Source organism: Agromyces chromiiresistens, from assembly GCF_029167465.1.
Lineage (GTDB): Bacteria > Actinomycetota > Actinomycetes > Actinomycetales > Microbacteriaceae > Agromyces > Agromyces chromiiresistens.
This window is the reverse complement of record NZ_JARFNL010000001.1, coordinates 333,508-345,679: the sequence shown is the minus strand read 5'-3', so window position 1 is coordinate 345,679 and position 12,172 is coordinate 333,508. Positions and strand designations below refer to the sequence as shown.

Genomic DNA, 12,172 nt, shown 5'->3' with positions numbered 1-12,172 from the left:
GCGTCGACGTCGCGCGAGACGCGCTGCGCGCTGAGCCGGGAGGTGGGCGATGACCGGCGCGGACGTCGCGGTCGGGCTGCTCATCCTGGTGAGCGCCTTCCTCTCGATGGCGGCCGGGCTCGGCATCCTGCGGTTCCCCGACGTGCTCACCCGGCTGCACGCCGCGACGAAGCCGCAGGTGCTCGGGCTCGCCGCCGTGCTGCTCGCGATCGCGCTGCGCGCGCCGACGTGGGGCGTGATCTCGACGGTCATCGTGATCATGACGTTCCAGCTGCTGACCCAGCCGATGACCGCGCACATGCTCGGTCGCTCGGCCTACCGCACCGACCACGTGCGCCGCGACCTGCTCATCGAGGACGACCTCGGCCGCGACATCGCCGAGCACGACGAGCACCCGGCGGGTCGCTGAGCTCGGGCGCAGGTCGATGAGCGGTCGAGCGCCCGTCTCGAGATCCGCCGATACGATCGGCGGATGAGCGAGAAGGCCGCCGACCGCGCCCCGTCAGACTTCGCCCCGCTGTCGGGCCCGGTCGACCGCGGGGCGGTGCGCGCATACGAGTCCGACAACGGCTTCGCGCCGACCGACGGCCGCTCGGGGGGCTTCGGCGTCGTCGTCGGCGTCGTGCTCGGCGGGGTCGCGGCCTTCGTCATCGCCCTGCCGCTCGCGCTCGTGGTGATGCTCGCCTCCCCCGTGCTCGAGCAGCTCGGCGTCGACATGTCGTCCGACCGCGTGTTCCAGATCGCGTTCCTCGGGGCCGCGACCCTCATCGCGTGCCTCGCCTGGTTCATCGTGAAGGACCGCCGCCGCGCCGGCGAGGAACGCTACCGGGTGAGCCGATTCGCCGCCGCCAACGGGCTCGAGTTCGTGCCGCGCATCGCCGACCCCGAGTCCCCCGGCATGATCTTCGGCATCGGCGGCGACCGCGTCGCGAGCGAGGTCGTTCGCCTCGCTCGCCCCCGCCCCGTCGAGATCGCGAACTACCGCTACGTGCAGAAGACCGCGAAGACGCACGAGACGTTCTCGTGGTCGTACGTCGAGATCACGCTCGAACGCCGGCTGCCGCACATCGTGCTCGACTCGAGGCGCAACAACTCGCCGGCACTCGGCTCGAACCTGCCGGTACCGCTCGCGACCGCTCAGCGGCTGTCGCTCGAGGGCGACTTCGATCGGTACTTCGACCTGTACTGTCCCGAGGGCTACGAGGCCGACGCCCTGTACCTGTTCACTCCCGACGTCATGGCGCGGTTCGTCGACACCGTCGCGGAGTTCGACATCGAGATCGTCGACGACCGGCTCTACCTCTACTCGCACGGCTCGCGCCCGCTCTCCGGCACCGACCCCGCGACGTGGGAGTGGGTCTTCGCGACGATCGACGTGCTCGACGCGAAGCTCGAGCGCTGGGAGCGCTGGCGCGACGACCGGCTCGCCGAGCCGGACGACGGCGTGTCTGCCTCGACGGCGAACCCGACGCCCGGCATCCCCAGGGGCGTGGCGCCGCAGGGTCGACGGCTGAAGCACCGCATCCCCGTGCTCGCCGTGCTGCCGCTCGTCGTCATGGTCGGCATCTGGTTCGTCATCCCGCTGCTCGAATCGCTCACGGGCGGCGACTGAGCTGACGAGCCGCGCCGCGGCGCGCCCGACCTCCGCCGAGTGTTGCCGTTCGCACTGAGCGTGCCGGTTCTCCGGGCAACGTTCGGTGCAAACGGAAACCGTCGACGAGCGACTCAGCCGCGACCGGTGAACTGCGGCTTGCGCTTCTCCTGGAAGGCGGCGAAGCCCTCGCGGTAGTCGGCCGTGTCGCAGAGGGCGGCCTGCGCGCGGTTCTCCTCGGACATCGAGGCCCAGAGCCCCAGCCGGTCGTCGCGCAGCGACGCCACGAGCATCTTCGAGGCGACGAACGCCTGGGTCGCTCCCGTCGCGGCCGCCCGGGCCGCCGCGCGGGTGGCATCCAGCACCTCGGTGGCTTCGAAGACGCGGCTGAACAGGCCCGAGGCGACCGCCTCGTCGCCCGTCATGAGCCGGCCCGTGACGATGAGGTCCATCGTCTTGTGGGCTCCGAGCCGCTCGACGAAGAGCGCGTGACCGCCCGAGTCGAGCGTGGCGCCGAGGTTCGCGAACGGCGAGCCGATCTTCGCGGTGTCGGCGACGTACACGATGTCGCTCGCGATGAGCAGGCCCAGCCCGACGCCGAGGCACGCACCGTGAGCGACGGCGAAGGTCGGCAACGGCAGGCCGGCCATCGTGTGCAGCAGCGGCTCGACCCGGCCGCCGAGGTAGCCGAGCACGTCGTCCTCACGCGGGTCGACGCCCGAGATGTCGCGGCCGGCGCAGAACGCACGCCCCTCGCCGCGCAGCACGAGGGCGCGCAGGTCGCCGGACTGCGCGAGCCGGCCCGCCTCGGCGTACGCCGCCGCGAGCTCGCCGAGCGCGTGCTCGTCGAGCGCGTTGAGCTTGTCGGGCGCGTTCAGCACGACCTCGCCGACCCGGGTCGTCCCGTCGACCGTGAACTCGATCATCGCTGCTCCACTCCTTCGTGCTGCTGTCGCCGAGCGTTGCCGTTTGCGCCGAACCGGGCTGTTCGCTCGGCCACATTCGGCGCGAACGGCAACACTCGGCGGGCGTCGACGTCGGTGCGGGCGAGCCCGACCGCACCGCTACACGTCATAGTCGACCACGACGCGCTCGGACTTCGGGTGCGACTGGCAGGTGAGCACGTATCCGCGCTCGAGCTCGTCGGGCTCGAGCGCGTAGTTCTCGGTCATGTTCACGCTGCCCTCGACGACCCGTGCGCGGCACGTGCCGCAGACGCCGCCCGCGCACGCGAACGGCACGTCGGGGCGCACGCGCAGCGCCGCGTTGAGGATCGACTCGTTCGCCGACACGGGGCTCTCGACCGTCGACGACTGCCCGTCGAGGGTGAACTCGATCGACACCGTCTGCTCGCCCTGCTGCACGACGACGGGGCGACCGTGCCGCGGCTCGACCTGGTCGGCGTCGGTCGTGAAGAGCTCGTAGCGGACGTGGCCGACCGGCACCCCGCGCTCGGCGAGGGTGTCGCGAGCGAGCTGCACGAGCTCGAACGGCCCGCACAGGAACCACTCGTCGACGGTCTCGGGGCGGATCAGCACGTCGAGCATCGTGCCGAGCTTCTCGGCGTCGATGCGGCCCGAGAGCAGCGGCGCGGTGCGCTGCTCTCGCGAGAGCACGTGGTGCAGGGCGAGCCTCGACGGGTAGCGGTCCTTGAGTTCGGCCAGCTCTTCGAGGAACATCACGTCGAGCGTCGACCGGTTCGTGTAGACGAGCTCGAACTCGGATGTCTCGGAGCGGGCGAGCACGGCCTGCGCGAGTGCCATCAGCGGGGTGATGCCGGAGCCGGCCGCGATGCCGACGACGTGCTTGCCGTCGAGCGCGTCGAGGGTCGAGGTGAAGGTGCCCTGCGGGCTCATCACGTCGAGCGTGTCGCCGGCCCGGAGCTCGGAGTTCGCCCACGTCGAGAAGACCCCGCCGAGGTCGCGCTTGATCGCGACCGACAGGCTGCCCCGCTCGGGGGGACGGCAGATCGAATAGCTGCGGCGGCGCTCGTAGCCGTCGAGCTCCTTGCGCAGCGCGACGTACTGGCCCGGCAGGTACGAGTACTCGTCGGCGAGCTCGTCGGGCACGGCGAAGGTGACCTCGACCGAGTCGCTCGTGAGCGGACGCACCTCGGCCACCTCGAGCGAGTGGAAGCGAGCGCGGCGCCGCTTGGGCACGTGCTCGCCGCCCACCGTCGACGCGAGGAACGCCTCGGCGACCTGCTCGGGGCGGGTGGAGCCGAGGTTCTTCGCCGCCATCAGAGCACCTTGAAGTAGTCGAAGGGCTCGAGGCAGTCCCGGCACTCGTAGAGCGCCTTGCACGACGTCGAGCCGAAGCGGGCGAGCTCGCGGGTGTTGAGCGAGTCGCAGCGGGGGCACTTCACGCCGAGCTGCACGCGCACGGGCCCCGCATCGCGGGCCGCTGCGCGGCCGGTCGGCGCCTGGATGCCGTATCGGCGGAGCTTCTGCTTGCCGGCTTCGCTCATCCAGTCGGTGGTCCAGGCGGGGGCGAGCACGAGCTCGACGCGCACGTCGTCGTAGCCGGCGTGCGTGAGCGCGATCAGCACGTCGTCGCGGATGGCGTCCATCGCGGGGCATCCGCTGTAGGTGGGGGTGATCTGCACGCGCACCGCACCGTCGTCGCCCACCTCGACCGAGCGCAGCACGCCGAGGTCCTCGATCGTGAGCACGGGGATCTCGGGGTCGGTCACCGTCGCGGCGACCGACCAGGCGTGGTTCTCGGTCGAGCGAGTGGCGCCCGACGTAGGAGGACGCGTATCGAGACCATCGGTGACAGCCGCAGTCACCACGACGCACCCCGATGCTGCCGGGCGAGCACCTGCATCTCGGCGAGCAGCGGCCCGAGTCGTTCGGTGTGCGATCCGCCGCGCCCGCCGCCCGACGCGGTGTACGCCGTGCGCCCGCTCGGCCGTTCGAGCTCTGCCTCGGCGAACACGGCGTCGATCGCCGCCTCGAACGCGGGTCGCAGCGACGAGGGCAGCACGGCGACGCCGTCGGCGGCGAGGCGCTCGACGAGGTCGTCGTCGGCGAAGAGCTCGTCGACGTACGGCCACGTGACGGTGACGCCCTCGATCATGCGGCGGCGCGACTCGTCGGTGCCGCCCGCGAGGCGCAGGGTCCACTGCACGGCGTGGTCGCGGTGGTAGTCGACCTCCTTCACGGCCTTCGCGGCGATCGCGGCGAGGGTCGGGTCGGTCGACTCGGTGAGCGCGCCGTACAGTTCGAACCAGTACAGGGATGCCACGAGCTGCCGCGCGATCGTGCAGGCGAAGTCGCCGTTCGGCTGTTCGAAGAGCCAGGCGTTGCGCCACTCGGGCTCGTCGCGCCAGTAGGCGAGGTCGTCCTCGCTGCGGCCCGACGCGGTGCCCGCGTAGTGCAGCAGCGAGCGGGCGTGCCCGAGCAGGTCGAGCCCGATGTTCCCGAGCGCGACATCTTCTTCGAGCTCGGGCGCACGGGTGATCCACATGCCGAGCTGCTGGGCGTTGACGAGTGCGTCGTCGCCGAGGCGCAGGGCGTACTCGGCGACCTCGGGCGAGGCGACGCGGGCGATGCCGTCGGCCGCCGATCCGGCGAGCTCGTCGGCGAGCGCGAGCCGATCGACGGTGACGTCGCCATGGGCGGTGTCGCTCACAGGTGCTTCACCCCCTCGCTCTTCGTGTAGTAGACCGCGTGGCGGTAGTTCTTGCCAGCGGGGCTCTCGAAGAAGGCGCCCTTCGCATCGGGGTCGCTCGTCGTGATCGCCACGGCCGGAACCACCCAGATCGACACGCCCTCGTTGCGGCGCGTGTAGAGGTCGCGCGCGTTGCGCACGGCCATGTCGGCGTCGGGCGCGTGCAGCGAGCCGACGTGCACGTGGCTCAGGCCGCGGTTGGCGCGCACGAAGACCTCCCACAGGGGCCAGGCCTCGGTTGCGGTCTCACCGGGAGTCGACATCACGCCACCGCCTTCTGCTTCAGCGCCTGCTTGCGTGCGTACTCGGCGGCGGCCTCGCGCACCCAGGCGCCCTCCTCGTGGGCCTCGCGGCGCCGGCGCAGCCGCTCGGCGTTCGCGGGACCGCGACCGCCGAGCACCTCGTTGAACTCGGTCCAGTCGATCTCGCTCATGTCGTAGGCCTGCTTCTCCTCGTTCCAGGCGAGGTTCGGGTCGGGGAGGGTGACCCCGAGCACCTCGGCCTGCGGCACGAGCATGCCGACGAAGCGCTGGCGCAGCTCGTCGTTCGAGAACCGCTTGATGTTCCACGCCATCGACTGCGCCGAGTTCGGCGACTGGTCGTCGGGCGGGCCGAACATCTGCAGGCTCGGCCAGTACCAGCGGTTCACGGACTCCTGCGCCATCTCGCGCTGCGCCTCGGTGCCCTGCATGAGCTCGAGCAGGATCTCGAACCCCTGCCGCTGGTGGAACGACTCCTCTTTGCAGATGCGCACCATCGCCCGCCCGTACGGGCCGTACGAAGCGCGGCACAGCGGCACCTGGTTGCAGATCGCGGCACCGTCGACGAGCCAGCCGATGGCCCCCATGTCGGCCCACGTCGGCGTCGTGTAGTTGAAGATCGACGAGTAGCGAGCGCGCCCCTCGATGAGCTGCTGCATCATCTCCTCACGCGAGATGCCGAGCGTCTGCGCCGCCGAGTAGAGGTACAGGCCGTGGCCCGCCTCGTCCTGCACCTTCGCCATGAGGATCGCCTTGCGCTTGAGGCTCGGCGCCCGCGTGATCCAGTTCGACTCGGGCTGCATGCCGATGATCTCGGAGTGCGCGTGCTGCGAGATCTGGCGGATGAGCGTCTTGCGGTAGGCCTCCGGCATCCAGTCGCGGGGTTCGATGCGCGAGTCGGCGGCGATGATCGCGTCGAACGCGGCCTGGCCGTCGGCATCGGATGCCTCCCCGGTCACCGGGCGGAGGTCTGCTGGTGCGGTCATCATCGACTCCTGGGTTCTGCGGCGGTCGGCGCCGATCGGGCCGCGGCGCGTGCCGGGGCATCCCGATATTACCAACCGATCGTTCAGTTAGTATATATTCGATCTCGGCGCCGCAGCAACGGCGCCGCCGACTCGATGAGGAGTGCGAGATGACCGATGCCGACGCCGACACCCTCAACCGCGCGATGATGCAGCGCGACCGCGCCTCGGCCTGGCTCGGCCTCGTCGTCGAGCGCGACGACCCCGGCCACGCCGTCGTGAGCATGGTCGTGCGCGAGGAGATGACGAACGGCTTCGGCATCACCCACGGCGGCCTGGTGTTCGCCCTCGCCGACACCGCCTTCGCGATCTCGTGCAACGAGGACGACCGGGTCACCGTCGCCGCCGGCGCCGACATCACGTTCCTCAAGTCGACGCATGCCGGCCAAACTCTCACCGCCACCGCCGTGCGACGAACCCGTTCGGGCCGCACCGGCCTCTACGACGTGTCGGTCGTCGACGAAGACGGCGACGCGGTCGCCGAGTTCCGCGGCCGCTCGATCTCCACCAACCGCACCTTCTGATCCCCCGCACAGGAGCCACCGTGTCGACGACGACCAACGCCCCCACCACCAGCGTCTCCGTCTCGGGCCTGCAGCCGCCGGCGCTCGACGAGCTCGACCCCGAGGAGCGGCTGAGCCGCGCCGAGATCGAGACGCTGCAGCTCGAACGGCTGCAGCAGACCGTGGCGCACGCGTACGAGCACGTGCCCCTCTACACCCGCAAGTTCGACGAGGCGGGAGTGCACCCGCGAGACATCCGGTCGCTCGCCGACGTCGCGAGGCTGCCGTTCACGACCAAGGCCGACCTGCGCGAGACCTACCCGTTCGGCATGTTCGCCGTGCCGATGTCCGAGGTGGCGCGCATCCACGCCTCGAGCGGCACGACCGGCCGGCCGACGGTGGTCGGCTACACGAAGGGCGACCTGGAGCGCTGGGCGTCGCTCGTCGCCCGGTCGCTCCGGGCGAGCGGCATCCGCGCCGGCATGAAGGTGCACAACGCCTACGGCTACGGCCTGTTCACCGGCGGGCTCGGCGCCCACGCCGGCATCGAGGCCCTCGGCGCGACCGTCATCCCGATGTCGGGCGGGCAGACCGCTCGGCAGGTGCAGCTGATCATGGACTTCGAGCCCGACGCGATCCTCTGCACGCCGAGCTACCTGCTGACGATCGCCGACGCGATGGCCGAGCAGGGCATCGACCCGCGCTCGACGTCGCTCAAGGTCGCCGTGCTCGGCGCCGAGCCGTGGACGAACGAGATGCGCCACGAGCTCGAGCAGCGCCTCGGGCTCGACGCGCTCGACATCTACGGGCTCAGCGAGGTCATGGGCCCGGGCGTCGGCAACGAGTGCCTCGAGACGAAGGACGGCCCGCACCTCTGGGAGGACCACTTCCTGCCCGAGATCATCGACGGCGACACGGGCGCGGTGCTCGCCGACGGCGAGATGGGCGAGCTCGTGTTCACCTCGCTCACCAAGGAGGCGTTCCCGGTCATCCGGTACCGCACCCGCGATCTCACGCGCCTGCTGCCCGGCACCGCGCGCCCCGGCATGCGCCGCATGGAGAAGATCACCGGGCGCAACGACGACATGATCATCCTGCGCGGGGTCAACCTCTTCCCGACGCAGATCGAGGAGCTCGTGCTCGGCATCGAGCAGCTCACGCCGCACTTCGTCCTCGAGCTGACGAAGGAGGGGCGCATGGACGCGCTCACGGTGCGCATCGAGCGCCATCCCGACCTCTCGGTCGAGACGTGCGAGGCCGCAGCGGTCGTGCTCGCCCAGCGCATCAAGGTGCACGTCGGCTCGACGGTGGTCGTGCAGCTCGAAGAGCCGGGGGCACTGCCGCGCAGCGAGGGCAAGTACAAGCGGGTCTACGACCTGCGCAACGGGTGACGTCGGCGGGTCGGGGAGCGCGCGGCGAAGGAGCACGCGTCTCGGAACCCGAGGTGCGAGGATGGGGGCGATGAGCGAGAACGGAAGCCTGCGACGGGGCCGCCCCGGCTACGACCGGCAGGGCATCCTCGACGTCGCCGTGGCGGCGTTCAACGAGTTCGGGTACGACGCGACCTCGATGGGCGTGCTCGCCGAACGGCTCGGACTGTCGAAGTCGGCGATCTACCACCACTTCGCCTCGAAGGACGAGATCCTCGACCAGGCGCTCGAGGCCGCGCTCGGCGGGCTCGAGGGCGTCGTCGACGAGAACGACGCGGCGGGCGGCCGCGCGGCCGACCGGCTCGACCGGGTGCTGCGCGGTGCCGTGCACGTGCTCGTCGACGAATTGCCGTCGGTCACGCTGCTCCTGCGCGTGCGCGGCAACACCGACGTCGAGCGCCGAGCCCTCGCCCGACGGCGCGACTTCGACAAGCGCGTGACCGCGATCGTCGCCGAGGCCCAGGCCGAGGGCACCCTGCGCAGCGACATCGACGCGAGCGTCGTCTCGCGCCTCGCGTTCGGCATGATCAACTCGATCGTCGAGTGGTACCGCCCGGGCGGCCGCGAGAACGCCGACCGCCTGGCCGACGACGTCATCGCGATCGCGCTCGACGGCCTGCGCATGCCGACCGAGAACCGGGTCGAAGAGCTGCTGGGCTGACCCGAGGCATCCATCGGCGGTGATCGCCGCCGACCGGCTCACGCCGTCGCGGCGAGCGGCGAGTGCGCGGGCACGGCCGAACGCTGGAACCACGCCCGCCGGGTGCCCCGCCCGAGGCGGCGGGAGTGCTCGCCCGTTTCGGCGAGGCGCTCGGCGATCACGCGACGCCGCTCGAGCTCGCGAGCGAGGCGCGCGTCGGCTTCGGCGGCGAGGTGCGGGAATGCGGTCTCCGAGATGTACATGGTGTCGACTCCTTCGATCGACACCCAGCCTCCGCCCTGAGGTGGGGGCGCGACATCAGGACATCGCCCTAACTTCGGCGAGGGCGGGCACTGAGGTGCCCGCCCTCGCCCGCCGTCAGCCCGCGACGGGGGCGGATGCCTCGGTCTCGGCCTTCTTCGCGGCCGTGATGCCCTTGCGCAGCGCCATCATCAGCAGGATGAGTCCCGCGGTGACGATGATGTGCCCGAGGCCCGCGACGCCGGCGATCGCGGCGTTCGACTCCTCGCCGAGCACGGTGAGCGAACCGTGCCAGACCATCATCGCGCTCGTCAGCAGCACGCCCGCGTTGTAGACCCAGAAGAACCAGCCGAACAGCGGGCTCGCGCTGAGGGTGAACGACTTCTCGAGCGCGAGCACGATGAGCATCACGAGCAGCCCGAGGGCGAGCAGGTGCGTGTGCACGACGGAGAGCTGCGTCGGGGCGCCCTCGAGGAAGTCGTTCGCCTTCGTGAACTCGCGGTAGTACAGGCCCGATCCGAGCCCGAGCACGACGTAGACGACGGCGGCGGTGAAGAGACGGTTCATGGATGTCGCTCCTTCGGTCGCGCCCGGTCGGCGCGTTCGCGCCCAGTCTGGCGCAGGCGCGCCGTCCGCCGCATCGTCCGAAGGTTCGAACCGGTCGCGCGACCTACGCGGGCTGCGGCTCCGTCCGCTCCTTCGCGACGAGCGTCAGCACGTCGTAGGTCGCGACGAGCTCGTCGTTCTGGTTCTTCAGCACCGCGTCCCAGCGCACCTCGCCGTACTCGTCGGTCTCGCGCGGCGAGATCTGCTTGGCCGTGAGTTCGACACGGATCTCGTCGCCTGGCGACACGGGCGTGATGAAGCGCAGGTTCTCGAGGCCGTAGTTCGCGAGCACCGGGCCCGGCTCGGGGTCGACGAAGAGGCCGGCGGCCCACGACACGAGCAGGTACCCGTGGGCGACCCGGCCGGGGAAGAACGGGTTCGCAGCCGCCGCCTCCTCGTTCATGTGGGCGTAGAACGTGTCGCCCGTGAAGTTCGCGAAGGTCTCGATGTCGTCGAGGGTCACGACGCGCGGCGCCGACGCGACCTGGTCGCCGATGCGCAGCTCGGCGAGCGACTTGCGGAACGGGTGCGGCTCACCGCTCGCCTCGTACGGCCGGGCCGCGGCGCCCGCGTGCCACACGCCGGTGAGCGCGGTCAGCATCTCGGGCGAACCCTGCACCGCGGTGCGCTGCATGTGGTGCAGCACGGCGCGGATGCCGCCGAGCTCCTCGCCGCCGCCGGCCCGCCCGGGCCCGCCGTGCACGAGGTTCGGCAACGGCGACCCGTGACCGGTCGAGCTGCGCGCGTCGTCGCGGTCGAGGAAGAGCACGCGCCCGTTGTAGGCGGCGATGCCCGACGCGAGCGCGACGGCGACGTCGGGGTCGTGCGTCGCGACGCTCGTCACGAGGGATCCGCCGCCCCTCGCCACGAGCGCGACCGCCTCGTCGAGCGAGTCGTAGCCGACGATCGACGACACCGGGCCGAAGGCCTCGACCTCGTGCAGCGCCGGGCTCGAGGCATCCGCGAACCGCAGCAGCACCGGCGAGACGAAGGCGCCGTCGGATGCCTCGCCGCGCGTGCCGTCGGCGAGGGTGACGGTGGGTGTGCCCGTCGACCCGACGACGACCTCGCCGCCGGCCTGCTCGAGGCGGCCCACCTGGCGCAGCACCTCGTCGCGCTGGGCGAGCGACGCGAGCGGGCCCATGGTGACGCCCTCGGTGCGCGGGTCGCCGACGACGACGCGCTCCGCGATGCGCGCGCGCACCGCGTCGATGACGGCGTCGATGGATGCCTCGGGCACGATCGCCCGGCGGATGGCCGTGCACTTCTGCCCGGCCTTCGTCGTCATCTCGACGACGAGCTGCTTGACGTACGCGTCGAACTCGGGGGTGCCGGCGACGGCGTCGGTGCCGAGCACCGAGGCGTTGATCGAGTCGGTCTCGCTCGTGAAGCGCACCCCGCCGGTCTGCACGGAATCGTGCGCCCTCAGCCGCTCGGCGGTCGACGCCGAACCGGTGAAGCCGACGAGGTCGCCGAGGCGCAGCTCGTCGAACAGGGTGGGCACGCTGCCCGACACCAGCTGCAGCGAGCCGTCGGGCAGGAGGCCCGACTCGACGAGGATGCGCACCATGTGCTCGGCGAGGTAGCCGGTGGGCGTCGCGGGCTTCACGACCGTCGGCATGCCGGCGAGGAACGCCGGGGCGAACTTCTCGAGCGACCCCCAGACCGGGAAGTTGAAGGCGTTGATCTGCACGGCGACACCCGGCAGGCGGGTGTAGATGTGCCGGCCGAGGAATGAGCCGTCCTTCGAGAGCGGCTCGACCGCGCCGTCGACGTAGACCTTCGCGTTCGGCATCTCGCGGCGGCCCTTGCCCGAGTAGGTGAAGAGCACGCCGATGCCGCCGTCGATGTCGACCCACGAGTCCTGCTTCGTGGCGCCGGTGCGGCTCGAGATCTCGTAGAGCTCGGCCTTGCGCTCGGTGAGCGCGAGCGCCATCTGCTTGAGCAGCACCGCCCGCTGGTGGAAGGTCAGCTCGCCGAGGCTCGCCTGCCCCACCGTGCGCGCGTAGTCGAGCGCGGCGCCGAGGTCGAGGCCCTCGGTCGAGACCCGGGCGACGACCTCGCCCGTCGAGGCGTCGCGCACCTCGGTCGCGCCGGCCGCGGCATCGGCGTCGGGCGTCCACCACTCGCCGCGGACGTAGCTCGGCAGGATCTCGGTCATCAGTGAATCCTCTCGGGGGTCGG

The 12,172-nt window shown here is 71.2% G+C and carries 14 protein-coding genes; 5 read left to right on the top strand and 9 right to left on the bottom strand.

The window, feature by feature from the left end:
- The first annotated feature begins 49 nt into the window (after window positions 1-49).
- Window positions 50-409, top strand: coding sequence for a monovalent cation/H(+) antiporter subunit G (gene mnhG / locus PX701_RS01535; protein WP_231429799.1), 360 nt, complete (start codon window positions 50-52; stop codon window positions 407-409).
- A gap of 63 nt (window positions 410-472) precedes the next feature.
- The gene (locus PX701_RS01530; RefSeq protein ID WP_275505270.1) at window positions 473-1,612 is read left to right on the top strand and encodes a hypothetical protein; all 1,140 of its coding nucleotides are present in this window, start codon (window positions 473-475) and stop codon (window positions 1,610-1,612) included.
- Between the two features lie 113 nt (window positions 1,613-1,725).
- Here the strand turns inward: PX701_RS01530 and PX701_RS01525 are convergent, their stop codons facing one another.
- The 6 genes from PX701_RS01525 to paaA form a co-directional block, all read right to left on the bottom strand.
- Window positions 1,726-2,517 (bottom strand): enoyl-CoA hydratase/isomerase family protein, encoded by a 792-nt coding sequence (locus PX701_RS01525; RefSeq protein WP_275505269.1) that lies wholly within the window; start codon window positions 2,515-2,517, stop codon window positions 1,726-1,728.
- Between the two features lie 138 nt (window positions 2,518-2,655).
- Window positions 2,656-3,831, bottom strand: a complete 1,176-nt coding sequence (paaE, locus tag PX701_RS01520) for a 1,2-phenylacetyl-CoA epoxidase subunit PaaE (protein ID WP_231429796.1) — start codon at window positions 3,829-3,831, stop codon at window positions 2,656-2,658.
- Complete coding sequence (paaD, locus tag PX701_RS01515; RefSeq protein ID WP_420831042.1) at window positions 3,831-4,379, bottom strand: 1,2-phenylacetyl-CoA epoxidase subunit PaaD; 549 nt, start codon at window positions 4,377-4,379, stop codon at window positions 3,831-3,833. Before paaD ends, paaE begins: the two co-directional genes overlap by 1 nt.
- A complete protein-coding gene (gene paaC / locus PX701_RS01510; protein ID WP_275505268.1) occupies window positions 4,376-5,224 on the bottom strand; it encodes a 1,2-phenylacetyl-CoA epoxidase subunit PaaC in 849 nt (282 codons plus the stop codon). The genes paaD and paaC overlap by 4 nt, the downstream gene beginning before the upstream one ends.
- Window positions 5,221-5,526: a 1,2-phenylacetyl-CoA epoxidase subunit PaaB gene (gene paaB / locus PX701_RS01505; protein WP_275505267.1), complete on the bottom strand. Its 306-nt coding sequence runs from the start codon at window positions 5,524-5,526 to the stop codon at window positions 5,221-5,223. The genes paaC and paaB overlap by 4 nt, the downstream gene beginning before the upstream one ends.
- On the bottom strand, window positions 5,526-6,509 hold the full coding sequence (gene paaA, locus PX701_RS01500) for a 1,2-phenylacetyl-CoA epoxidase subunit PaaA (RefSeq protein WP_231429793.1): 984 nt from the start codon (window positions 6,507-6,509) through the stop codon (window positions 5,526-5,528). Before paaA ends, paaB begins: the two co-directional genes overlap by 1 nt.
- Before the next feature lie 149 nt (window positions 6,510-6,658).
- On the opposite strand from paaA, the gene paaI reads away from it, so the two are divergent.
- From paaI to PX701_RS01485, 3 genes are all read left to right on the top strand, one after another.
- Complete coding sequence (gene paaI, locus PX701_RS01495) at window positions 6,659-7,072, top strand: hydroxyphenylacetyl-CoA thioesterase PaaI (protein WP_231429792.1); 414 nt, start codon at window positions 6,659-6,661, stop codon at window positions 7,070-7,072.
- Window positions 7,073-7,092: 20 nt separating this feature from the next.
- Entirely contained in the window at window positions 7,093-8,442 is a 1,350-nt protein-coding gene (paaK, locus tag PX701_RS01490; protein WP_374201087.1) for a phenylacetate--CoA ligase PaaK, read from the top strand.
- Window positions 8,443-8,512: 70 nt separating this feature from the next.
- Window positions 8,513-9,142 (top strand): TetR/AcrR family transcriptional regulator, encoded by a 630-nt coding sequence (locus tag PX701_RS01485; RefSeq protein ID WP_231429791.1) that lies wholly within the window; start codon window positions 8,513-8,515, stop codon window positions 9,140-9,142.
- Window positions 9,143-9,180: 38 nt separating this feature from the next.
- Here PX701_RS01485 and PX701_RS01480 read toward each other — a convergent pair whose 3' ends face one another.
- The 3 genes from PX701_RS01480 to paaZ form a co-directional block, all read right to left on the bottom strand.
- Complete coding sequence (locus tag PX701_RS01480) at window positions 9,181-9,408, bottom strand: hypothetical protein (protein WP_231429790.1); 228 nt, start codon at window positions 9,406-9,408, stop codon at window positions 9,181-9,183.
- Between the two features lie 91 nt (window positions 9,409-9,499).
- Window positions 9,500-9,949: a DUF2871 domain-containing protein gene (locus PX701_RS01475; protein ID WP_275505266.1), complete on the bottom strand. Its 450-nt coding sequence runs from the start codon at window positions 9,947-9,949 to the stop codon at window positions 9,500-9,502.
- A gap of 103 nt (window positions 9,950-10,052) precedes the next feature.
- The gene (gene paaZ, locus PX701_RS01470) at window positions 10,053-12,149 is read right to left on the bottom strand and encodes a phenylacetic acid degradation bifunctional protein PaaZ (protein WP_275505265.1); all 2,097 of its coding nucleotides are present in this window, start codon (window positions 12,147-12,149) and stop codon (window positions 10,053-10,055) included.
- Between the last annotated feature and the right edge of the window lie 23 nt (window positions 12,150-12,172).

Coding starts and splice junctions, on each gene's coding strand:
- PX701_RS01530 (WP_275505270.1), top strand. CDS start 473: ATGAGCGAGAAGGCCGCCGACCGCGCCCCGTCAGACTTCGCCCCGCTG.
- paaZ (WP_275505265.1), bottom strand. CDS start 12,149: ATGACCGAGATCCTGCCGAGCTACGTCCGCGGCGAGTGGTGGACGCCC.
- mnhG (WP_231429799.1), top strand. CDS start 50: ATGACCGGCGCGGACGTCGCGGTCGGGCTGCTCATCCTGGTGAGCGCC.
- PX701_RS01525 (WP_275505269.1), bottom strand. CDS start 2,517: ATGATCGAGTTCACGGTCGACGGGACGACCCGGGTCGGCGAGGTCGTG.
- paaI (WP_231429792.1), top strand. CDS start 6,659: ATGACCGATGCCGACGCCGACACCCTCAACCGCGCGATGATGCAGCGC.
- PX701_RS01475 (WP_275505266.1), bottom strand. CDS start 9,949: ATGAACCGTCTCTTCACCGCCGCCGTCGTCTACGTCGTGCTCGGGCTC.
- paaA (WP_231429793.1), bottom strand. CDS start 6,509: ATGACCGCACCAGCAGACCTCCGCCCGGTGACCGGGGAGGCATCCGAT.
- paaE (WP_231429796.1), bottom strand. CDS start 3,831: ATGGCGGCGAAGAACCTCGGCTCCACCCGCCCCGAGCAGGTCGCCGAG.
- PX701_RS01485 (WP_231429791.1), top strand. CDS start 8,513: ATGAGCGAGAACGGAAGCCTGCGACGGGGCCGCCCCGGCTACGACCGG.
- paaB (WP_275505267.1), bottom strand. CDS start 5,526: ATGTCGACTCCCGGTGAGACCGCAACCGAGGCCTGGCCCCTGTGGGAG.